This window comes from Methylobacterium sp. J-088 (assembly GCF_022829295.1).
In the GTDB taxonomy this organism is placed as follows: Bacteria; Pseudomonadota; Alphaproteobacteria; order Rhizobiales; family Beijerinckiaceae; genus Methylobacterium.
The window spans coordinates 85,405-107,944 of sequence record NZ_JAKSYH010000136.1; the positions used below are offsets into that span (position 1 = coordinate 85,405).

Below are 22,540 nucleotides of genomic sequence, written 5' to 3' on the forward strand. Positions count from 1 at the left end.
CGGCCTCACGCGGCGGCGCGCTCGGACCGCGCCCAGCCCGCGCGGGTTTCGCTGCAATACTCGGCGTATCGACCGTCCCGGATCGCCGCCCGGGCGCCTGCCATCAAATCCTGATAGTAGGCGAGATTGTTCCAGGTCAGCAGCATCATCCCCAGGATCTCGTTCGACCGGACCAGATGATGCAGATAGGCGCGCGAATAATCCCGCGTCGCCGGGCAGATCGAGGCCTCGTCCAGGGGGGCCGTGTCCTCGGCGTGGCGGGCGTTGCGCAGGTTGACCCGGCCATGGCGCGTATAGGCGAGGCCGTGGCGGCCGGCGCGGGTCGGCATCACGCAGTCGAACATGTCGATGCCGCGGGCCACCGCGCCGAGGATGTCGTCGGGCGTGCCGACACCCATCAGGTAGCGCGGTTTCGCGGCGGGCAGGTGCGGCTCCACGGTCTCGATCATCGCGAACATCACCGCCTGCGGCTCGCCGACCGCGAGGCCGCCGACCGCGTAGCCCTTCAGGTCGAGGTCCGCCAAGGCGCGGGCGCTCTCGATCCGAAGGGCCGGGATGTCGCCCCCCTGCACGATGCCGAACAGGGCCCGCTCGGTCTGCTCGCCGAAGGCGATTCGGCAGCGCTCGGCCCAGCGCAGGGACAGCTGCATCGCCTTCTCGATCGCCGCATGGTCGGCCGGCAGGCGCACGCATTCGTCGAGCTGCATCTGGATGTCGGAGCCGAGCAGTCCCTGGATCTCGATCGAGCGCTCCGGGCTCATGTGGTGCGCCGTGCCGTCGATATGCGAGCGGAAGGTCACGCCCTGCTCGTCGATCTTCCGCAAGGCGGAGAGCGACATCACCTGGAAGCCGCCGGAATCGGTCAGGATCGGCCGGTCCCAGTTCATGAAGCGATGCAGTCCGCCGATCCGCGCCATCCGTTCGGGACCGGGGCGCAGCATCAGGTGATAGGTGTTGCCGAGCACCACGTCCGCGCCGAGGTCGCGGACCTGGCCGGGATACATCGCCTTGACGGTGGCGGCTGTGCCGACCGGCATGAAGGCCGGCGTCCGGATCGCGCCGCGATGCGTCGTGATCGCGCCTGTGCGGGCGGTGCCGTCCTGCGCCTGCAGGCTGAAGCCGAAGGGGAGTGGATCGGTCATCGCTGGCTCATGGCAGGTCCGCGCCCGTGCCCGGGAAGAGCAGGCTGGCGTCGCCGTAGGAATAGAACCGGTAGCTGGCCTCGATCGCGTGCGCGTAGGCGGCGCGCATCGTGTCGAGGCCCGAGAAGGCCGAGACCAGCATGAACAGGGTCGAGCGCGGCAGATGGAAGTTCGTCACGAGCGCGTCCACCGCCCGGAAGCGGTAGCCCGGCGTGATGAAGATATCGGTCGGGCCCGAGAAGGCTGCGAGCGTTCCGTCCGGGCGCGCGGCGCTCTCCAGCAGGCGCAGGGCGGTGGTCCCGATCGCGACGATCCGGCCGCCCGCGGCGCGGGTCGCGTTGAGCGCGGTGGCGGTATCCGCGTCGAGGATGCCGATTTCCGCGTGCATCCGATGGCCTTCCGTATCCTCGGCCTTCACCGGAAGGAACGTGCCCGCTCCGACATGCAGCGTGACGTGGTGGCGCCGCAGCCCGGCCGCGTCGAGATCCGCGAGCAGGCCTTCCGAGAAATGCAGGCCCGCCGTTGGCGCCGCGACGGCGCCGGGGTTCCGGGCGTAGATCGTCTGGTAGTCGGTGGCGTCCCGCGCGTCGGCGGCGCGCTTGCCGGCGATGTAGGGGGGCAGCGGCAGGGCGCCCTCGGCCACGATGGCGGCGTCGAGCTCAGGCCCCGCCCGGTCGAAATCGAGCACGATCTCGCCGGCCTCGCCCTTCTCGGCCACGGTGGCGGTTAATGCGCCGAATCGCAGCGTGTCGCCGGGGGCGACCCGCTTGGCCGGACGGCCGAAGGCGCGCCAGCGCGCGGGTCCCTCGCGCAGATGCAGCATCGCCTCCGTACGCTGACCGGGCGCGCCCGGCCGCGTGCGTACGCCGTGGAGGCGGGCCGGGATCACCCGCGTGTCGTTGAACACCAAAGCATCGCCGGTCCGCAGGGTGCCGGGCAGATCGCGTACGGTCCGGTCGGCCAAAGCCATCCCCGGCTGCACGACAAGCAGCCGCCCGGCATCCCGCGGCTCGGCCGGGCGCAGGGCGATGCTGGTCTCCGGCAGGTCGAAATCGAACAGGTCCACGCGCATTCCGGGCTGCGTGCACCGAACCGCAGGCGGTTTCAACCGCGGAACCCTCGGGGATCGTGCCCGTTTTCCGCGTCACCGAGACGCGAGATGACCATCGATGCCCTGGTACGCCGTTCGCCCCCGTGACGAAGCCGACCCGCGATGGCCGCTGCCGGGAAAGCCCGAGATCGTGCTGAAGGCCCAGAGCCCCGACGAGGCCCGGTCGAAATTCGAGGATGCGTATCCGAGCCAGCCCTTCGGCAGCCCGACGGTGCCCGTCTCGGATTCCGGCCTGGGCAGCTTCCGCGGGGAACCCGATGCGCTGGTCGTAACCGAGACGGGCGAGCCGCCCGCCAAGCGGGAATAGGCGCCGTGGCTCTGCCCGGCCGGAACCGGCGCGTGACCCTGGACGGTCAGCTGCTCGGCTATTGGGAGCGTGAGGCGGCGCGCCTGGAATCCCTGGCCGCTGCCGCACGCTTCGCATGGCAACGCCGCCGGTTGCTGCGGAAGGCGGACACTGCCCGCGCCAAGGCAGCGACGAGCCGCCGGCGCGAGGCCGCACGCGGGAACGCACCTGAACCGATCGAGACTTAGCCAAAGCTAAGACCTTTTCGGAAGCGTCGAACCTTTGCCGTGGCCTGGGACAAGGGTGATGCCGTATAGGCGCGGCCACCCCAACTCGGCGCCGACTCATGGACCGTACCCAGAAAGCTGCCCTCCTCAGCGCGGGCATCGGCCTCGCCGTCACGGCCCTGAAGTTCTACGCCGCTTGGCTCACCGGCAGCCTCGCGCTGTATTCGGACGCCCTCGAGAGCATCATCAACGTGGTCGCCGCCATCGGCGCCTTCGTGGCGCTGCGCGTCGCGGCGCGTCCGGCCGACGAGGATCATCCCTACGGCCACCACAAGGCCGAGTTCTTCTCCGCGGTGATCGAGGGCGCCCTGATCATCGTGGCGGCGCTCATGATCCTGCGCGAATCGTTTTACGGCGTGCTGGCGCCCAAGCCCCTCGATGCCCCTGCCATCGGCGTGGCGATCAATTTCGGGGCCGGCATCATCAACGCGGCCTGGGCCATGGCGCTGATGCGCTGGGGTCAGCGGTGGCGCTCGCCGGCCCTGATCGCCGATGCGCGCCACATCTTTGCTGACGTCGTCACCTCCTGCGGCGTCCTGATCGGTGTCGGAGCTGTTCTAGTGACCGGTTATCCCATCCTCGATCCGATGGTGGCCGGGCTGGTGGCGCTGAACATCCTCTGGTCCGGCTTCCGCATGGTGCGGGAATCGGTCGACGGCCTGATGGATCGCGCGGCCCCGCATGAGATGGTGACTCAGATCCGGACGCTGATCTCGGAGCACGGCGAAGGGGCGCTGGAGGCGCACGACGTTCGCACGCGCGCGGCCGGGCAGGCCACGTTCATCGATTTCCACCTCGTGGTCCCCGGCGCCATGAGCGTCGAGGCTTCGCACGTGATCTGCGACCGGCTGGAGAACGCCTTGGAGACGACCATCCCCGGAGCGGTGGTGACGATCCATGTCGAGCCCGGCGAGCTGGCCAAGGCCCGCGGCGTGCCGGTGCTCTGATCCGGCGCTCAGCTCCAGGCGTGGAGCGGCGGGGCGACGCCGTTCAGCGCGTGGTTGCCGATGATGGCGTACTTCCACCGTACGGGGTCATGGAGCGTGTGGGTCCGCGCGTTCCGCCAGTGTCGGTCGAGATTCTCCGCCGCCAGGGTCGAGCGGGTGCCCGACAACTCGAACAGCTTGTTGGAGGCCGCCAGGGCGACCTCGGTGGTCAGCACCTTCGCCTCGGCGACCGCGAGTTGCGCCGCCGCCACGCGCTGCGCATCCGGCTTGGCCACGGCCTCGTCGAGGATGAGCCCCGCCCGATCGAGCAGCGCCTCCGCGGCGTGTTGGCGGAGGGTCAGGTCGCCGATCGCCTGGATCGTGTAGGGATCGTCACTTGCGCGCTCCAGACCGCTGTCGATCCAAGGCCTGGCCTTCTCGCGGACGAACCGGATCGTGTCGTCCAGCGCCTCCCGGCCTATGCCGGCATCGATTGCCGCCTGGATGATCTGGAATACGGCGCCGTCCGCGGTGGGTGCGTCGTAACCCTTCCAAGCCGGGACCAGATGCGTTTTTGGTACCCGGACATCCTCGATCAGCACGGTGCCGCTCGCGGTGCCGCGCTGGCCGAAGCTCGACCAATCGTCGATGATCGTCAGGCCCGGCGCGTCGCGCTCGGCGATGGCGTACCAAGCCCGGCCCTGCCCATCGAGGGCGACGATCGGAACGAGATGCGCGAGCAGCGCGCCGGTCGCGTAGAACTTCTGGCCGCGCACCACGACGTGGTCGCCGTCGTCGGTGAAGCGCGTGTCGAACTCGGCCGCCCGCTTGGTGCCACGCTCCGAGAAGGCGTTGCCGAACCGAGTACCACGCAGCACCTCCCCGAACAGCAGCCGTTTCTGCGCGTCGTCCGACACGGTCCGGATCGCCGCGATGATGCCGAGATGGTTCTGCGCGATCTGCGCGATGGCGGGGTCCGCCGCCGCGATGATGGCGATGACCTGCGCCAGGGTCCGGTAGGACATTTCAGGCCCGCCATAGGCCCGCGGCACGTTGATCGACCACAGGCCGCTCTGCGAGAAGGCGTCGAGCTCGGCGAGCGGCCGCACGGCGGCGCGATCCCGCTCCGAGGCGCCGACACGGAACGCGGCTGCCAGCCGGTGGGCGATGTCGAGCGCCTCCGGGTCGCCGCCGATGACGTGAGCCTGGGTCGGGGGGCGTTCCGGACCGGGCGCGCCCCGCGCGCCCTGCGGTTCGAGGTTCGTGCATCGACGGCGATGGTCATGGCACGCTCCTGATGGATCGGGGAGGAGGACGCTGGACGGTCAGGCCGCTTCGGCGCGCTGGGCGCGGGCGGCCTCCAGGGCGCGCACCCGCGGGATCACGTGCGTACCGAAATACGCGACCTCCTCCTGGAAATGCAGGAAGGCCAGGAGCGCGAGATCCGCACCGGCATCCTTGAGAGCGAGGATCCGCTCGGCGATCTGATCGGGTGTACCGATCAGGTTGGTCCGAAAACCGTCGTTGTACTGGACCAGATCCTCGAAGCTCGATTTCGCCCAATTGCCCTCGCCCTCCGGTGAGGCCTTGCCGGCATTCTTCGCCTCGTGGCCGAAGGCCTTCACGGCATCGGCGTCGGCGTGGTCGATGATCTCCTGAAGAACGGCGCGGGCCTCTTCCTCGGTCTCGCGGGCGATCACGAAGGCGTTGACGCCGATGCGCGGATCGTTGCCGCTCTGCGCCGCCTTCGCGCGGATATCGTCGACCTGCGCGCGGATGTTGTCGGGCGTGTTGCCGTTGGTGAAGTACCAGTCGGACACCCGGGCCGCCATGTCGCGCGCTGCCCGCGACGAGCCGCCCTGGAAGATCTCCGGCAGCGGCTGACCCGGCTTCGGCTTCAGCGTGTAGTCGCTGTACCGATAGAAATCCCCGCGGAAGGTGAAGTTGTCCTGGGTCCAGATCCCGCGCAGGCTGCGGATGAATTCCTCGGAGCGGCGGTAACGCTCGTCATGGTCCAGCCAAGGCTCGCCGATCGCCCGGAACTCGCCCGAGAACCAGCCCGACACGATGTTCACCGCAACGCGATTGTCGGTGAGTTGTGCGATCGTGGCGATCTGCTTCGCGGCGAGCGTCGGGTTCCAAGGGCCGGGCAGGATCGCGGCGATCACCTTGAGCTTGGTGGTGGCCGCCAGCAGCGCATGGCTGAACGCCACCGACTCGTGCTGGTATTCGGCGCCATAGCCGGCGGTGAACCGGATCTGCGTCAGCGCGTAGTCGAAGCCGGCTTCCTCAGCGATCTGTGCCAGCGTCCGGTTGTAGTCAGCGTCCCAGCTCGTCCGTTGCGGGATCGTGCTGATCACGAGGCCACCCGAGACGTTGGGCACCCAGTAGGCGAAACGGATCGGCGCAGGCTCCGCTTCCGCGATGTGATGGCTGGTCATTCGGCGCTCCCTGGACCGCGCGGCGCCCTGCGCCGTGTCCATTTCGAGGGATCGCCGCAAACTGAATACAAGATCCAGAGAGCGGCCGATCGATCAAGTCGAGCGCAAGTATTCCGGTGAAACGGCCGCAGGTCAAAGGAACGGGTTACCGTTTTGAACGCTTCCTCGATGAGGCTTTTCTTCGAATGAGCCTCAGCGGAGCGGGTTTATGCTAGGCCTCTTGCCGCATGTCCGGTTCGTGAAGGCGGCGCCAAGCGAACACGGAATAGACCGCGATCAGGCAGGCCGCGAGGCTGAACCACGTGAAGGCGTATTGCAGGTGGTTGTTGGGCAGATCCACTCGAAGCTGACCACCGCGGGGCCATGTGGTCTGGCCGGGGGCCGCATCGGCCTCAATCAGATAGGGCGCGACGTCCGAGAGACCGCGTGCGGCCGCGATTCCGCCGATGTCCCGGTTGAACCATTCACCCCGCGCCGGGTCCGGCTCCGGCACGAACAGGCCGCGCGGCTCGCTGGCGCGTAGGATACCGGTCACTGTGGTGGGCCCGTCGATCAGACCGTCCCGCCGATCCGATTGGGCCTTGAGCTCCGTGGGGACGAAGCCGCGATTGATCAGCACCATGCCGCCGCCGTCGCGCACGAACGGCGTCAGCACATAATAGCCTTGCAGAGCCCGGCCCGGCGTCTCGCCGGCGGCGAGCCCGTGCACCAGCGTCTCCTTGTCGTTGAGGAAGCGGCCGGTAACGAGCACGTGGCGGAATTCGTCCCGGGCAGGATCCCACTCCGCGGCCGCCGACGGTGCCACCGGCGCCGCCTGGGTTTGCCGCACGATGCGGGTGATCAGATCCTCTTTCCAGGTCTTGCGCTCGATCTGCCACGTTCCGAGGCCGATGAGGATCGCCAGCGCAATCAAAGCGGCAATGCCGGGCGCGACGAGATCGCGCCAGGCGCCTCTGGCAACAACGGCTTTCACGGTTCGAAGCGCCCCTGCTCGGCCTTGTTGCTGTACTGGAGGGCGATCAGCATGCCCTTGAGCGGCCGGACGAGGATCAGGCTGAGGCCGACCGACATCGTGACGGCGACCAACGCGTGGACCCAGATCGGCGGCTCGTAGGTGATCTCAAGCCACAGGGCGAGGCCGACCACGACCACGCCGACGATCGACATGACGAAGAAGGCCGGGCCGTCGGCCGAGTCGAAATGCGAGTAATCGAGCCCGCAAGACTCGCAGGAGGGCCGCAGGGTCAAGTAACCCTTGAACAGATGACCCTCGCCGCAGCGCGGGCACCGGCCGCGTAAACCCGTGGGAACCGGCGGCAGCGGCGCGTAAATTCGGTGATCCACAGGCAGACTCCAGACTCACCCGTATGCCGGCGACCATGCCGCATCGGAGGTGTCCGCAACGATATGGGGATTCGCGGTGTCCGCACATGAAAAAGGGCGGCCGGAGCCGCCCTTCGCAGGTCCGCCATGCGGTGGCGGGATAGATCTCAGTGAGCGGCGCCGTGGAAGACGCCCGAGCCCCACACGTAGATCGCAGCGAAGAGGAACAGCCACACCACGTCGACGAAGTGCCAGTACCAGGCGGCGAACTCGAAACCGAGATGTTGGCGCGTCGTGAACTGGCCCGCATAGGCGCGGAACAGGCAGACGGCGAGGAAGATCGTGCCGATGATCACGTGGGCGCCGTGGAAGCCCGTCGCCATGAAGAAGGTCGACGAGTAGATGCTGCCCGCGAAGCCGAACTCGGCGTGGCTGTACTCGTACGCCTGGCAGGCGGTGAACAGCACGCCGAGGATGATGGTCAACCACAGGCCGTACTTCAGGCCCTTGCGATCACCCTCGAGGAGCGCGTGGTGCGCCCAGGTCACGGTGGTGCCCGAAGTCAACAGGATCAGGGTGTTGAGCAGCGGCAGGTGCCAGGGGTCGAACGCCTCTATCCCCTTGGGCGGCCAGACGCCGCCGGTGAATTCCACGCGCGACACCTGGATCGGGTCTGCGGTGTAGAGCGCCGCCTCGAAGTAGGCCCAGAACCACGCGACGAAGAACATCACCTCGGAGGCGATGAACATCATCATGCCGTAGCGGTGGTGAAGCTGGACGACCCGGGTGTGGTCACCGGAATTCGCCTCGTGGGCCACGTCCTTCCACCACGAGTACATGGTGTAGAGAACGCCGATCGCGCCGGCACCGAAGATGTAGGGGCCCGGCGTCAGCGTGCCGATCTGCAGGCTCTTCATCCAGAAGACGGCGCCGAACGCCATCAGGAAACCCGAGAAGGCACCGATCAGCGGCCACGGACTCGGGCTCAGGATGTGAAAGTCGTGATTCTTGGCGTGCGCCTCGGCCATTATCCCGTCGCTCCTCACCCGCCGCCCTGCGCCGTTTCCGGCATCCGGCCTGACGCTGCTTGCTGTTTGCTCTTGTCGCGGTCTGCTTTTGGCCGGACACGGCACAAACCACACCCAAGCTTGTCTGCACGTTTAGTCGGTGCGGGCCCGTGTTGTCACGCGTCCGCGATCAGAATTCCCGCTTCGTCCCGGGTGGCGCCGGTATCGCCGCCGCAGCGGTCACCGGTTCACCATTCTTGCTGGCGAAGTAGGTGTAGGACAGCGTCATCTCGCTGAGATGCGCGGTGTTCGAATCGTCGCGCACCGCCGGATCGACGTAGAAGACCACCGGCACGTCGAGGGTCTCGCCCGGCTGCAGCGTCTGGGCATTGAAGCAGAAGCAGGCGATCTTCACGAAGTAGCCGCCCATCAGGCCGGGCTGGACGTTGAAGGTCGCAACCCCGGTCGCGGGTTTCGTCCCGGTGTTCTGCACGCGAAAGAACACCGTTTTGGTTTCGCCGAGCTTGGCCTCGACGCTGTTCGTCTCGGCAGCGAACTTCCAGGGCAGGCCCGGCGCGACGTTGGTGTCGAAATGGACCACCATACTGTCGTCGGCCCGGGCCGCGGTGGCAGCGAGCGCCGGCCCCTGACGAGGCGTGCCGTCATAGCCGGTAGCCTTGCAGAATGCGTCGTAGAGCGGGACCGACGCGAAGGCGAGGCCGACCATGCCGACCGCGAGGCCCGCGCAGGCCAGCGCCGTGCGGTTGGCACCGCGGCTCGGGTTCTGATGAGGTGCGGCCATGGCGGGTCTCCTCAGAGCGGCCGGCTGAGGATCTGCGGACCGAGCTTGACGATCGTCAGGACGAAGAACAGCAGGACCCAGGCTCCCAGCGCCAGGGCGATCGCCACCGAGCGCTTCCGGCGGCGGGCTTCCTCCTCAGGGGTGAGCGGACGGTACTGGCGCTCCGGTTCCGGCATGGCGCTCAGCCCAGGACCGGCCGGAACAGGCCGAAGCTCTGCTCGGCCAGCAACGCGGAGAACAACGCGAAGAGATAGAGGATCGAGAACCCGAACATGCCGAGGGCCGCACGCCGCTCGGCTTCACCCTCGCGATTGCGCAGCACACGGATGCTGAAGGCAACCATGCCGAGACCGCCCACGAGACCGATCACGGCGTAGAGCAGGCCGCCGAACCCGAAGGCGACCGGTGCGAGACTGAGGGGGGCCAGAAGCAGGGAATACCCGACGATTTGGCGGCGGGTGGACGCGGGACCCGCAACGTTCGGCATCATCGGAATGCCGGCCCGGGCGTACTCGTCCGCCTTGATCAGGGCCAGCGCCCAGAAGTGCGGCGGCGTCCAGATGAAGATGATCGCAAACAGGACCAGCGATTCGATCCCGACCGAACCGGATACCACGGCTTGGCCGATGACCGGGGGGAGGGCGCCCGCTGCGCCGCCGATCACGATGTTCTGCGCGGTCGCCCGCTTCAGCCACATCGAATAAACCACCGCGTAGAACACGATCGTAAAGGCAAGCAGGGCCGCCGCCAGAAGGTTGGCGGCGAGGCCCAGCACCAGCACCGAAGCGACGGAGAGAAACAGCCCGAAGCCGAGGGCCTCTTCGGACGAGATCCGACCGGCCGGGATCGGCCGCGTGGCGGTGCGGGTCATCACGGCGTCGATGTCCGCATCCCACCACATGTTGAGACAGCCGGAGGCGCCCGCACCCACCGCAATGGCGAGCAGCGAGATCGCGCCGATCGCCGGCTGCACATGACCCTGCGACACGACCATGCCGACAAGGGCGGTGAAGATCACGAGGACCATCACCCGCGGCTTCAGAAGCGCAAAGTAGTCCGGGACATCTCCGCCAGCCGTCGACAGGGCTGGGGCCGGGCCGTCCCGTCCGATGGTGTTCGTCAAGCTCGTCATCGCGTCTGCCGCTGCTGTGCCGGCGCCCGGCCACGCGCGTCACGGCCGAGTCGAGTTTCGAATTCGACGTATTCCAAGGGGTTACGTGAGCGGGGCCCGGGATTAGTCCCACGGCCCGTGCGGATCGCCCTCGACGCTCGCCCTTGCCGGGAGGCCGGTGAACCGGCCTCCGGGGAAGGGCGAGGGCCGCATACGCGGCCCTCGCGGGTGTCTATCAGTGCACGCCCGGCTCGTCGACGATGCGGGGCAGCGTCTCGAACTGGTGGAAGGGCGGAGGAGAGGTGAGCGTCCACTCCAACGTGGTAGCGCCTTCGCCCCACGGATTGTCCGCGGCGCGCTCCTTCGAGCGGAAGGCCATGACCACGCCGATCACGAACACGAACATGCCGAGGCCGAAGATGTGGCCACCGTAGGTCGAGACCTTGTGCCAGCCCGCGAAGGCCTCCGGATAGTCGGCGTAGCGACGCGGCATGCCGGCGAGGCCGAGGAAGTGCATCGGGAAGAACAGGACGTTCGCACCGATGAAGGCCAGCCAGAAGTGCAGCTTGCCGGCCCATTCCGGGATGATGCGGCCGGTCATCTTCGGGAACCAGTAGTAGACACCAGCGAAGATGACGAACACCGCACCCAGGGACAGCACGTAGTGGAAGTGCGCGACCACGTAGTACGTGTCGTGAAGGTACTTATCGACTGCCGAGTTGGCGAGCACGACGCCGGTGACACCGCCGACCGTGAACAGGAAGATGAAGCCCACCGCCCAGTGCATCGCTGCGGTGAAGCGGATGGAGCCGCCCCACATCGTGGCGATCCACGAGAAGATCTTCACGCCGGTCGGCACCGCGATCACCATCGTGGCGAACACGAAGTAGGACTGCGTCTGGAGCGACAGGCCGACCGTGTACATGTGGTGGGCCCACACGACGAAGCCGACCACGCCGATCGCCACCATGGCGTAGGCCATCGCGAGGTAGCCGAAGACAGGCTTGCGCGAGAAGGTGGCGATGATGTGCGAGACGATGCCGAAGGCCGGCAGGATCATGATGTAGACTTCGGGGTGACCGAAGAACCAGAACAGGTGCTGGTACAGGATCGGGTCGCCGCCGCCGGCCGGATCGAAGAACGTCGTGCCGAAGTTGCGGTCGGTCAGCAGCATCGTGATGGCGCCCGCCAGAACCGGCAGCGAGAGCAGCAGCAGGAAGGCGGTGACCAACTCGGCCCAGGCGAAGAGCGGCATCTTGTGCAGCGTCATGCCCGGCGCGCGCATGTTCAGGATGGTGGTGATGAAGTTGATCGCGCCGAGGATCGAGCCCGCGCCGGAAAGGTGCAGGGCGAAGATGGCGAAGTCAACGGCCGGGCCAGGATGTCCGGCGGTCGAGAGCGGCGGATAGACGGTCCAGCCGGTGCCGGCGCCCGAGGCTCCCGGTGCACCCTCGACGAAGAGTGAGCACAGCAGCGAGCAGAAGCCCGCAACCGTCAACCAGAACGAGATGTTGTTCATGCGCGGGAACGCCATATCGGGCGCACCGATCATGAGGGGCACGAACCAGTTGCCGAAGCCGCCGATCAGCGCCGGCATCACCATGAAGAACACCATGATGAGGCCGTGACCCGTGACGAATACGTTGTAGGTCGCCGGGTTCGAGAAGTACTGCAGGCCAGGCTGCTCCATCTCCATCCGGATGCCGAAGGAGAGGAAGGCGCCGATCATACCGGCGCAGAAGGCGAAGAGCAGGTAGAGGGTGCCGATGTCCTTGTGGTTCGTCGACAGGAACCACCGGGCGAAGAACGAGGGTTTGTGGTCGTGGACCTCGTGGGCCTCGGCATGGGCTGCGGCTGTAGCCATGGATTCGGGTGCCTTGTGAATCGGATGGGTGCGGTTCGGTCAGCCGGGGCTCAGCGCGCCTCGGCGAAGCTCGTGCCGTTGTCGATTTGGGCGTACTTGGTCTTCGCCTCCTTCAGCCAGTCGGCGTAAGCCTGCTCGCTGACCACACGGACGACGATCGGCATGTAGGCGTGCCGCTGGCCGCACAACTCGGAGCATTGGCCGTGGAAGGTGCCTTCCTTGTCGGCCTTGAACCACATCTGGTTCAGGCGGCCGGGCACGGCGTCGATCTTGAAGCCGAAGGACGGCATCGCCCAGGAATGCAGCACGTCCGCGGCGGTGACCTGGATCTTCACGATCTTGCCGACCGGGACCACCATCTCGTTGTCAGTCTGCAGCAGGCGGGGCTGCTTGTCCTCGTCGATGTTGGCATCGAAGGTGAAGCCGCCGCCGGCCTCGGTCTGCGGGTACTCGTAGGACCAGTACCACGCATGGCCGATGACCTTCACGATCATGTCGGCCTTCGGATCGGAGAGCTGCGTGCGCAGCAAGCGGAAAGACGGAATCGCCACCGCGACCAGGATCAGCACCGGAACGATCGTCCAGGCGACCTCGATGGCGGTGTTGTGGGTCGTGCGCGAGGGTGTCGGGTTGCGCTTCTCGCCGAAGCGGAACACGCACCACAGGATCAAGCCCAGAACGAAGACCGAAATGGCCACCGAAAGCCAGTGCAGGCCGATCTCGAAGTTCAGGATGTCCCGGGCGTTCTCGGTGACCGGGATCTGCCGGCTCATCTCCCACGGGATCGGCTGGCCGAAGCCACCAGCCTGAGCATGCGCTGTCGGGAAGAGCAGGGCGCCGAGCGTGGCGAGGCTCCAGAGTGACCGGTTGATCGTCCGCACCGTCCGCATCTGCCTCTCGTGGCTCCCCTGGCTGCCTGGGTCCCGTCGGCCCCACCCAACTGCGAGTGGGATTGTGCCAACGTGACGGAGCGCCGGTTGTGTCACCCGGCATTATCCGACCGGGGCTTCAGACCACAAGGGCCGCCATGGCGCAACCGCACAAGCGTCGCATCGCGCGCTTTCCAGCTGTTTGCGAGGGGCCCGCCGCGATCGCGCGCCGGTTTGCCGCCGCACCATTGCGTCGCGAACGGTGATCGATACGTAGGGGCGACGCCATCGGAGCGCTGCATGTCGACCGAGACCGGGACTCACCCCACTGGCCTGCCGCCCTGCTCGGTGAAGGTTCCGATGCAGGTTGTTGCCTACACGGGCGATGCGACGCAGTCCGGCGACCGGACGTTGCCCGGCAACCGGGCGCTCGCGGTCGAGACACCGATCAACCTGGTGTACGGCAGTGTGCCGCATGCGGTGATGATGGCGACGCCGTCCGATCTTGAGGATTTCGCCTACGGCTTCAGCTTCACCGAAGGGATCGTGGAGGGTGTCGAAGAGATCCGCGGAACGCGGGCCGAGGCCGGGCCGGACGGCGTGCGGCTCCACATCGATCTGGCCCCGGGGCGGCTGCGCGAGCATCTCGCCCGCAAGCGCGCGATCAGCGGACGCACCGGATGTGGCGTCTGTGGCATCGAGGATCTAGCGGAGTTGCCCCGGGCGGAGATGCATGCCGTCCCGTCTCTCCAGATCCGGCTTCCGGCGATCGCCCGGGCACTCGCGGGCCTCGACGCCGCACAGCGTCTCGGGGCCGAGACTCGGGCGGTCCATGCGGCCGCCTGGGCGAGTCTCGACGGTGAGCTTCTGGCCGTGCGGGAGGATGTCGGACGTCACAACGCGCTGGACAAACTGATCGGCGCCCTGATGCGGGCCGGAACCCAGGCGGACCAGGGATTTCTCGTGATCACGAGCCGCTGCTCGTTCGAGATGGTCGAAAAGGCCGCGCGTCTCGGTGCGGCCGTGATCGTGGCGATCTCGGCACCGACGTCCCTGGCGCTCGATCGGGCCCGAGCGCACGGAATCACGCTCTGCGCCATCGCACGCGCCGACACGGTGACGGTCTTCACAGGGGCGGAGCGGCTCGTAACGGCATAAGACGTTATTGAGCCGCCGCCGGCTCCTTCTCGGATGGGCCCGGAACGATGGTGGCGCCGCCGATCACCCGGACGGGCTTCTTCTCGGTCGGCGGATCCTTCCAGTCCTTGACGGCCGGTTTGGTCGCATCCGCCACGGCGGGGGCGGCGGGTTTGGCCGCGTCGTCGGGCCGCGGTACAGGACTGGCGGACGGTGCCTTGTCGATCGCCGCGGCCCTGGTCTCGGGTACCTGTTCGGTCTTCGGTTCGACCTTGGTCGCCTCGGCCGGGGCGATCTTCGGGGCCGGCGCTTCGGGCGAGGTCCGATTCGTTGCACGAAGCTCGGGGTTCCGTGCCGGTGCGGCGCGCGCAAGCCTGCGCGGCGGCGGGCTTCGCCCGGCGCTGTCGCGATTGATGCCGTCGGGGTTGCCCTCAGGCCGCGCGGTCGTGCGTCGATCGAGACGCAGGGTTGGGGCGTCCGCTTCCGGTACGGCGCGAAGCGCGCGCCGGGGTCCGGCATCCTCCTCGGTCCAGCCGAAACCCGGGGCAGGCCGCTCCAGCCGCGCATACGCGTAAGGCGCGCCGAGGCGCTGGCGCCCGACGATCCCGCCCGATCCCGGATCCACGAACAGCCGCATCGGCATGCCCGCCGGGTTCACGGCTTCGACGACGTAGACGCGCCCGTTGAAGCGCGGACGGCTCAGACCGGTGAAACCCTGGTCGGCGAGGCGCCACGCCACCACCCGCGGGGGCACGATCTCCTCCTCGAAGGCGAACTGGGCGCTGGCCCCGCGGCAGAGGCCCAGCAGCGCGCCGCCGCACAGGAGTGAGGCGCAGAGCGCCCGGCTCATCGTGGTCCGAAGGCGCGCGGACGTCCTGCTCGTCATCATCACTCTGGTGCGTTCCCGTGCTGGAGACCCGGCAGAGTATCCGGTTCCGGCATGGTCCGGGCCGGTAGGACCCGGACCTCGACCATGCCGGCAGGGTCGTTGCCCCGCATGCCGCTTGTGCTCGGCACCGCGGGTAGACAACCCGATTCGGGCGAGATTGCGGAAGCGGGACGCGACTCTTCGACAGGCGACCGAATGCCTGTTGGAGGGCTGGGCGGCGGTCACTTGCTGAAAGCATTTCAATCTGGCAATTTCGCGACATAGGACAGCACAACTGTCCCATTGGCCGTGCACCGGCCGTCGCCGTCTCGCGTGCGGGCGAGGCATTTCGGCAGACGGATACGGGCGCGCCAGCGCACCGCTCCCCGAGCGGTCCGGGTCCTCGATGAACGCGAGCCGAAGGACGTGTCCCTGCGGACCGGCCGGACGGCCTGCGGCATGTGGTCGGAATGGCTGGCGCCGACGGCTTGCGGGCACGAAACATGCTCGCAGGTTCATGAGCGGGCGCTCATGAGCGGACGGTGTCGAGGGAAGGACGAATCGAAGCATGTCACAGCGCAGGCCCGTCGACGCGTTTGCCGCTTCCGCGCTCCAGGCTGCCGCCCCGCGCGGTGGCACGATGCCGCTCATCGTGCGCGATCCCGCGCTGCCGAAAGCCCAGGGCGCCTACGATCCGGCCAACGAGCGCGACGCCTGCGGCGTCGGCTTCATCGCCGACATGCACGATCGCCGGACCCACGCGATCGTCCAGCAGGGTCTGAACATCCTCGAGAACCTCGATCACCGGGGTGCTGTCGGTGCCGATCCGAAGATGGGCGACGGTTGCGGCATCCTCACGCAGATCCCGCACGGCTTCTTTTCCGAGGAATGCTCGCGCCTCGGCTTCGAGCTGCCGCCGGCCGGCGCCTACGCGATCGGCCAGTTCTTCATGCCCAAGGCCGAGGAGCCGCGGGCGATCATTCAGGAGATCGTCGAATCGGTCCTCGCGTCCGAAGGCCTGCCGCTGCTCGGCTGGCGCGACGTGCCGGTCGATTCGGAGGATCTCGGCGTCGCCGTGAAGGCCACCGAGCCCCACCACCGTCAGGCCTTCATCGGCCGGCCCGCATCGGTGACCGATCAGGACGCGTTCGAGCGCAGGGTCTACGTCGCGCGTAAGGGGATCTCCAACAGGGTCTACGCCCTCGACGATCCGCGGGTGAAGGAGTTCTACCCGGTCTCGGTCTCGACCCGGACCATCGTCTACAAGGGCATGGTGCTAGTCACGCAGCTCGGCGGCTACTTCCTTGACCTGAAGGACGAGCGCTTCGTCTCGGCGATCGCGCTCGTGCACCAGCGCTTCGCCACCAACACCTTCCCGACCTGGCGGCTGTCGCACCCCTACCGGATGGTTGCCCATAACGGCGAGATCAACACCCTGCGCGGCAACGTCAACTGGATGGCGGCCCGTCAGGCGAGCGTCGATTCCGACCTGTTCGGCAACGACATCTCGAAGCTCTGGCCGATCTCGTACGAGGGTCAGTCCGACACCGCCTGCTTCGACAATGCCCTCGAGTTCCTCGTGCAGGGCGGCTACCCGCTCGCCCACGCGATGATGATGCTGATCCCGGAGGCGTGGGCCGGCAATCCTCTGATGAGCGAGGAGCGGCGCGCCTTCTACGAATACCACGCCGCCCTGATGGAGCCGTGGGACGGCCCGGCCGCCGTGGCGTTCACCGACGGGCGTCAGATCGGCGCGACGCTGGACCGCAACGGCCTGCGCCCGGCTCGCTACATCGTCACCGACGACGGGCTGGTGGTGCTCGCATCCGAAATGGGCACCCTGCCGATACCGGACGAGAGGATCGTGCAGTCCTGGCGCCTTCAGCCGGGCCGGATGCTGCTGATCGACCTCCAGAAGGGCCGCATCGTCTCCGACGAAGAGATCAAGGGCGAGCTCGCCGCCGCACACCCCTATGCCGAATGGGTGAAGAACACCCAGATCGTTCTGGAGGATTTGCGCCCGGTGCAGCCCCGCGAGTCGCGCGGCGACGTGAACCTGCTCGATCGCCAGCAGGCCTTCGGCTACACCCAGGAAGACCTCAAGCTGCTGATGCAGCCCATGGCCGTCACAGGCCAGGAGGCGGTCGGTTCCATGGGCACGGATACGCCGCTCTCGGCGCTCTCCGAGAAGTCCAAGCTGCTCTACACCTATTTCAAGCAGAACTTCGCGCAGGTGACGAACCCGCCGATCGATCCGATCCGCGAGGAGGCCGTGATGAGCCTCGTCTCGTTCATCGGGCCGCGGCCGAACCTGCTCGACATGGAGGGCGCGTCCCGGCGCAAGCGCCTGGAGGTCCGCCAGCCGATCCTGACCAACGGCGACCTGGAGAAGATCCGCTCGATCGGTCATTTCGAGGACCGGTTCGACACCAAGACCCTGGACGTGACCTACCCGGCCGAAATGGGCGCGCAGGCCATGGACGGTGCCCTCGACCGGCTCTGCGACCGGGCCGAGGCGGCGGTACGCGGCGGCTACAACATCATCGTGCTCACCGACCGGGCGGTCGGACCGGACCGGATTCCGATACCGGCGCTGCTGGCTACCGCGTCCGTGCACAACTACCTGATCCGCAAGGGCCTGCGGACCTCGGTCGGCCTCGTGGTCGAATCGGGCGAGCCGCGCGAAGTGCATCACTTCGCGTGCCTGGCGGGCTACGGTGCCGAGGCGATCAACCCGTACCTCGCCTTCGAGACGCTGCTCGACATGAAGGACGAGTTCCCCCCGGATCTCTCCGACGACGAGATCATCTATCGCTACATCAAGGCGATCGATAAGGGCCTTTTGAAAGTGATGTCCAAGATGGGCATCTCGACCTATCAATCCTATTGCGGCGCGCAGATCTTCGACGCGATCGGCCTGAACTCGACTTTCGTGGGCCGGGACTTCTTCGGCACGGCGACGACCATCGAGGGCGTCGGCATGGCCGAGGTGGCCGAGGAAACGGTCCGCCGTCACCGCGATGCCTTCGGTGACGCGCCCGTCTACCGCAACGCTCTGGATGTCGGTGGCGAGTACGCTTACCGCCTGCGCGGCGAGGCCCACACCTGGACGCCCGACACGGTGGCCACGCTGCAGCACGCGGTGCGCCTCAACGTGCCGGAGCGCTACCGGGAATACGCGCAACTGGTGAACCGGCAGGAGAACCAGCTCAAGACTCTGCGTGGGCTGTTCCGCCTCAAGTCGGCCTCCGAGATCGGTCGCGAGCCGGTCCCGCTCGAATCAGTCGAACCGGCCTCCGAGATCGTGAAGCGCTTCGCCACCGGCGCCATGTCGTACGGCTCTATATCCAAGGAGGCGCACGAGACGCTGGCTATCGCGCTGAACTCCTTCGGCGGTCGCTCGAATTCGGGTGAGGGCGGCGAGGAGGTCGAGCGGTTCAAGCCGCTGCCCGACGGGCGCTCGCGCCGGTCGGCGATCAAGCAGGTGGCCTCCGGCCGGTTCGGCGTCACGACGGAATACCTCGTTAATTCCGACATGATGCAGATCAAGGTCGCGCAGGGGGCAAAGCCCGGCGAGGGCGGTCAGCTGCCCGGCCACAAGGTCGACGCCAAGATCGCCAAGGTCCGCTACGCCACCCCGGGCGTCGGCCTGATCTCGCCGCCGCCGCACCACGACATCTACTCGATCGAAGATCTGGCTCAGCTGATCTTCGACCTGAAGAACGTGAATCCGTCGGCGGACGTGTCGGTGAAGCTCGTCTCCGAGGTCGGCGTCGGCACCGTCGCGGCCGGCGTCGCCAAGGCGCGGGCCGACCACATCACGATCTCAGGGTACGACGGCGGCACCGGCGCGGCACCGCTGACCTCGCTCAAGCACGCCGGCGGTCCGTGGGAGACTGGGCTCGCGGAGACCCAGCAGACGCTGGTGCTCAACGGTCTGCGCGGGCGCGTCGCCCTCCAGGCCGATGGCGGTATCCGTACCGGGCGGGATGTGATCATCGCGGCGCTGCTCGGCGCCGACCAGATGGGCTTCTCGACTGCGCCGCTGATCGCGGCCGGCTGCATCATGATGCGCAAGTGCCACCTGAACACCTGCCCGGTCGGCGTCGCGACCCAGGATCCGGTGCTGCGCAAGCGCTTCAAGGGCACGCCCGAGCACGTGGTCAACTACTTCTTCTTCGTGGCGGAGGAGGTGCGGGAGATCCTGGCGTCGCTCGGCTTTACGAAGCTGGAGGAGGCGGTCGGCCGCTCCGACCTGCTCGACAAGGTCGAGGCCATCGCCCACTGGAAAGCGCGCGGGCTGAACTTCACCAAGCTGTTCCACCGGCCGAAGGTCGCCGAGGGCACGGCGATCCGCCACGTCGAGCGGCAGTATCACCCGGTCGACACCGTCCTTGACCGGCGCCTGATCGAAGGGGCCCAGCACGCCATCGAGACCGGCGAGCCGGTGGTCGTCACCGACACGATCCGCAACTCGGACCGGGCCGCGGGGGCGATGCTGTCCGGCATGGTGGCCAAGGCGCACGGCCACGAGGGCCTGCCGGACGACACCATCGTGGTGAAGCTCACCGGCACCGCCGGCCAGAGCTTCGGCGCCTGGGTGGCTGCCGGCGTGACCATCGAGCTGACCGGCCACGGCAACGATTATGTCGGCAAGGGTCTGTCGGGCGGCAAGCTGATCATCCGACCGAGCGACGCGCTTCGCTCGCCTGCTGACCGGACCATCATGGTCGGTAACACCGTGCTGTACGGGGCTGTCGCGGGCGAGTGCTACATCCGTGGCTCGGCGGGCGAGCGCTTCGCAGTGCGCAACTCCGGCGCGATCACGGTGGTCGAGGGCATGGGCGACCATGGCTGCGAATACATGACCGGCGGCGTGGTCGTGTCGATCGGTGAGACCGGGCGCAACTTCGCGGCCGGCATGTCGGGCGGCATCGCCTACGTGCTCGACGAGGACGGCTCGTTCTCGGCGCGCTGCAACCTGTCCATGGTCGATCTGGAACCCGTCGAGGAGGAGGACGACCTGATGCGCCGCTTCCACCAGGACGGCGACCTGGAGACCAAGGGGCGGGTCGATATCCTGGCTGACATGTCGGGCCATGACGAGGAGCGGCTGACGCAGCTCATCAAGAACCACCTTAAATACACGGGCAGCCCGCGCGCCAAGGCGATCCTGGACGACTGGTCGAGCTATCGCACCAGGTTCGTGAAGGTGATGCCTGTGGAGTATCGCCGGGCCCTGCGCGAAATGGAGATGGCGCGGATGCCGGTGGCGGCGGAGTAGGGGGCGCGAACTTTCGGGCTTTCGTGCGCATCACGTACAATACCGAGAAGCGCGCTCGCACACTTCGCGAGCGCGGTCTTGATTTCGAGCGGTGCGCCGAGATCTTCGATGGAACGGAGGTGACCGGCCAAGATACGCGGGGCGACTATGGTGAGACCCGTTGGATAACAGTCGGTTATCTCGATGACCGCCTCGTCGTGACGGTTTGGACGGAGCGGGCCGGCGATCGGCGGATCATCAGCTTGAGGAAAGCCAATGAGTGAGAGCAAGCGCGATACGGCGCACGATTCGGGTCGGCCCAGCTCCCCCGATGAGATCGGCTGGGATCCGGACGACGCTCCCGAGTTGGACGAGCGCTGGTTCTCCGAAGCGGATGTCCGTTCCGGTGGAACGCTCATCCATCGCGGGCGACGGGCGGGTGAAACCGAAACCGTTGTTCTTCCGACTGCACTGGTCGAGTCGTTTCGCGTTCAGGGGGCCGATTGGCAGATCCGGATCGAAGCAGCTCTGCAGCAATGGCTAACCGAACATCCGGAACGGATGTGAGTGGTCTCTAGGCGAGCGGATGTCCCACTCGTCTTGATGGTGACTGGTCCCGTCGCGACAGGGGCATAAAGAGACGAGCACGATGGGCAAGATCACAGGCTTCCTCGAATTCGACCGGCAGGAGCAGAAGTATCAGCTCGCCGCCGACCGGGTCCGGCATTTCCGTGAGTTCACGCTGCCGCTCGACGAGCACGACCTGACCAAGCAGGCCGCGCGCTGCATGGATTGCGGCATCCCGTTCTGCCACGGGCCGACCGGCTGCCCGGTCCACAACCAGATTCCGGACTGGAACGACCTCGTGTTCCAGTCGGATTGGGAGGAGGCCTCGCGCAACCTGCACTCCACCAACAATTTCCCGGAATTCACCGGCCGCGTCTGCCCCGCGCCCTGCGAGGAGGCCTGCACGCTGAACCTCGAGAACCAGCCGGTCGCCATCAAGACGATCGAGCAGGCGATCGCCGACCGGGCCTGGAACATGGGCTGGGTGAAGCCCGAGCCGGCGCAGATCCGCAGCGGCAAGCGCGTGGCGGTGGTGGGCTCGGGCCCGGCCGGCATGGCGGCGGCGCAGCAGCTCGCCCGGGTCGGGCACGACGTCCACGTGTTCGAGCGCGAGCCGAAGGCCGGCGGCTTGCTCCGCTACGGGATCCCGGACTTCAAGATGGAGAAGCGCCACATCGACCGGCGCGTGCGCCAGATGGAGGCCGAAGGCGTCGTCTTCCACTACAACCAGAACATCGGCGTGACGAAGCCGGTGGACGAGTTGAAGGCCGAGTTCGATGCCGTGATGTTCTGCGGTGGTGCCGAGGATCCGCGCAATCCGCAGCTGCCCGGCCAGGAGCTGGAGGGCGTGCACTACGCGATGCCCTTCCTCGTCCAGTCCAATCGGCGGGTGAACAACGAGCCGATGCGCGGCAACGGCGAGCAGCCGATCTTGGCCAGCGGCAAGAACGTGGTGGTGATCGGCGGCGGCGACACGGCCTCCGACTGCGTCGGCACGGCGTTCCGCCAGGGCGCCCTCTCGGTCACCCAGCTCGACATCCGCCCGCGGCCACCCGAGCGCGAGGACAAGCTGACCGTGTGGCCCTACTGGCCGACCAAGATGCGCACCTCCTCCAGCCAGGCCGAGGGCGCGGAGCGCGAGTTCCAGGCGGCGACGCTCCGGCTCGAAGGCAACAAGAAGGGCCGGCTCACGGGCGTCGTGTGCGCACGGGTCGATGCCAAGCGCCAGCCGATCGAAGGCTCGGAATTCGTTCTGCCGGCCGACCTCGTCTTCATGGCGATCGGCTTTGCGGGCTCGGTCCAGAAGGGACTGCTGGAGCAGTCCGGCATCGGTGTCGACAAGCGCGGCAACGTCGAGGCGAACGAGGAGGATTATCGTACCTCCGACGCGAAGATCTGGGCGGCCGGCGACATGCGCCGGGGTCAGTCGCTCGTGGTCTGGGCGATCCGTGAGGGTCGACAGGCGGCCCGCGCCATTGACGAGATGCTGATGGGCTCGAGCGTTCTGCCACGATAGAACCGCGCCGCTCCTCCCCC

General features: G+C 67.4%; 20 protein-coding genes and 1 pseudogene. 8 read left to right on the top strand and 13 right to left on the bottom strand.

The annotated features are described in order from the left end of the window. Window positions 1-5: 5 nt before the first annotated feature. Both tgt and queA read right to left on the bottom strand, forming a co-directional pair. A complete protein-coding gene (gene tgt / locus MKK63_RS14445) occupies window positions 6-1,142 on the bottom strand; it encodes a tRNA guanosine(34) transglycosylase Tgt (RefSeq protein WP_244002818.1) in 1,137 nt (378 codons plus the stop codon). A gap of 7 nt (window positions 1,143-1,149) precedes the next feature. Further along, the gene (queA, locus tag MKK63_RS14450; protein ID WP_244002820.1) at window positions 1,150-2,214 is read right to left on the bottom strand and encodes a tRNA preQ1(34) S-adenosylmethionine ribosyltransferase-isomerase QueA; all 1,065 of its coding nucleotides are present in this window, start codon (window positions 2,212-2,214) and stop codon (window positions 1,150-1,152) included. A gap of 97 nt (window positions 2,215-2,311) precedes the next feature. Between queA and MKK63_RS14455 the strand changes: the two genes are divergently transcribed. From MKK63_RS14455 to MKK63_RS14465, 3 genes are all read left to right on the top strand, one after another. After that, window positions 2,312-2,560 (top strand): hypothetical protein, encoded by a 249-nt coding sequence (locus MKK63_RS14455; RefSeq protein ID WP_244002822.1) that lies wholly within the window; start codon window positions 2,312-2,314, stop codon window positions 2,558-2,560. Between the two features lie 32 nt (window positions 2,561-2,592). Then, window positions 2,593-2,787: a hypothetical protein gene (locus MKK63_RS14460; protein ID WP_409564515.1), complete on the top strand. Its 195-nt coding sequence runs from the start codon at window positions 2,593-2,595 to the stop codon at window positions 2,785-2,787. Window positions 2,788-2,885: 98 nt separating this feature from the next. Further along, window positions 2,886-3,773 (top strand): cation diffusion facilitator family transporter, encoded by an 888-nt coding sequence (locus MKK63_RS14465; protein WP_244002826.1) that lies wholly within the window; start codon window positions 2,886-2,888, stop codon window positions 3,771-3,773. An 8-nt stretch (window positions 3,774-3,781) separates the two neighbouring features. On the opposite strand, the pseudogene MKK63_RS14470 reads toward MKK63_RS14465, so the two are convergent. The 10 genes and pseudogenes from MKK63_RS14470 to coxB all read right to left on the bottom strand — a co-directional run bounded on the left by MKK63_RS14470 (window position 3,782) and on the right by coxB (window position 13,190). Then, window positions 3,782-5,037, bottom strand: a pseudogene (locus tag MKK63_RS14470) (SfnB family sulfur acquisition oxidoreductase). A 40-nt stretch (window positions 5,038-5,077) separates the two neighbouring features. Next, window positions 5,078-6,193 (bottom strand): dimethylsulfone monooxygenase SfnG, encoded by a 1,116-nt coding sequence (gene sfnG, locus MKK63_RS14475; RefSeq protein ID WP_244002828.1) that lies wholly within the window; start codon window positions 6,191-6,193, stop codon window positions 5,078-5,080. A 211-nt stretch (window positions 6,194-6,404) separates the two neighbouring features. Continuing rightward, window positions 6,405-7,166 (bottom strand): SURF1 family protein, encoded by a 762-nt coding sequence (locus MKK63_RS14480; protein ID WP_244002830.1) that lies wholly within the window; start codon window positions 7,164-7,166, stop codon window positions 6,405-6,407. Continuing rightward, window positions 7,163-7,537, bottom strand: a complete 375-nt coding sequence (locus tag MKK63_RS14485; protein ID WP_244002832.1) for a DUF983 domain-containing protein — start codon at window positions 7,535-7,537, stop codon at window positions 7,163-7,165. The genes MKK63_RS14480 and MKK63_RS14485 overlap by 4 nt, the downstream gene beginning before the upstream one ends. A gap of 146 nt (window positions 7,538-7,683) precedes the next feature. Continuing rightward, entirely contained in the window at window positions 7,684-8,544 is an 861-nt protein-coding gene (locus MKK63_RS14490; protein ID WP_244002834.1) for a cytochrome c oxidase subunit 3, read from the bottom strand. Between the two features lie 169 nt (window positions 8,545-8,713). Continuing rightward, window positions 8,714-9,325: a cytochrome c oxidase assembly protein gene (locus tag MKK63_RS14495; RefSeq protein WP_244002836.1), complete on the bottom strand. Its 612-nt coding sequence runs from the start codon at window positions 9,323-9,325 to the stop codon at window positions 8,714-8,716. A gap of 11 nt (window positions 9,326-9,336) precedes the next feature. Beyond that, window positions 9,337-9,501 carry a hypothetical protein gene (locus tag MKK63_RS14500; protein WP_244002837.1) on the bottom strand — a complete coding sequence of 55 codons (165 nt, stop codon included), beginning with the start codon at window positions 9,499-9,501 and terminating at the stop codon, window positions 9,337-9,339. 5 nt (window positions 9,502-9,506) lie between these two features. Then, entirely contained in the window at window positions 9,507-10,457 is a 951-nt protein-coding gene (locus MKK63_RS14505; protein ID WP_244002838.1) for a heme o synthase, read from the bottom strand. A 214-nt stretch (window positions 10,458-10,671) separates the two neighbouring features. Then, window positions 10,672-12,300: a cytochrome c oxidase subunit I gene (gene ctaD, locus MKK63_RS14510; RefSeq protein ID WP_244002839.1), complete on the bottom strand. Its 1,629-nt coding sequence runs from the start codon at window positions 12,298-12,300 to the stop codon at window positions 10,672-10,674. 50 nt (window positions 12,301-12,350) lie between these two features. Then, the gene (gene coxB / locus MKK63_RS14515; RefSeq protein WP_244002840.1) at window positions 12,351-13,190 is read right to left on the bottom strand and encodes a cytochrome c oxidase subunit II; all 840 of its coding nucleotides are present in this window, start codon (window positions 13,188-13,190) and stop codon (window positions 12,351-12,353) included. A 279-nt stretch (window positions 13,191-13,469) separates the two neighbouring features. On the opposite strand from coxB, the gene fdhD reads away from it, so the two are divergent. Further along, complete coding sequence (gene fdhD, locus MKK63_RS14520) at window positions 13,470-14,327, top strand: formate dehydrogenase accessory sulfurtransferase FdhD (protein WP_244002841.1); 858 nt, start codon at window positions 13,470-13,472, stop codon at window positions 14,325-14,327. A gap of 4 nt (window positions 14,328-14,331) precedes the next feature. On the opposite strand, the gene MKK63_RS14525 is transcribed toward fdhD, so the two are convergent. Beyond that, window positions 14,332-15,195, bottom strand: coding sequence for a hypothetical protein (locus tag MKK63_RS14525; RefSeq protein WP_244002842.1), 864 nt, complete (start codon window positions 15,193-15,195; stop codon window positions 14,332-14,334). A gap of 619 nt (window positions 15,196-15,814) precedes the next feature. Between MKK63_RS14525 and gltB the strand changes: the two genes are divergently transcribed. From gltB to MKK63_RS14545, 4 genes are all read left to right on the top strand, one after another. Beyond that, window positions 15,815-20,458, top strand: a complete 4,644-nt coding sequence (gene gltB, locus MKK63_RS14530; RefSeq protein WP_244003208.1) for a glutamate synthase large subunit — start codon at window positions 15,815-15,817, stop codon at window positions 20,456-20,458. A gap of 23 nt (window positions 20,459-20,481) precedes the next feature. After that, window positions 20,482-20,721, top strand: a complete 240-nt coding sequence (locus MKK63_RS14535; protein ID WP_244002843.1) for a BrnT family toxin — start codon at window positions 20,482-20,484, stop codon at window positions 20,719-20,721. Continuing rightward, entirely contained in the window at window positions 20,714-21,004 is a 291-nt protein-coding gene (locus MKK63_RS14540) for a BrnA antitoxin family protein (protein ID WP_244002845.1), read from the top strand. The genes MKK63_RS14535 and MKK63_RS14540 overlap by 8 nt, the downstream gene beginning before the upstream one ends. Before the next feature lie 82 nt (window positions 21,005-21,086). Beyond that, entirely contained in the window at window positions 21,087-22,520 is a 1,434-nt protein-coding gene (locus MKK63_RS14545) for a glutamate synthase subunit beta (RefSeq protein ID WP_244002847.1), read from the top strand. The last annotated feature ends 20 nt before the right edge of the window (window positions 22,521-22,540 follow it).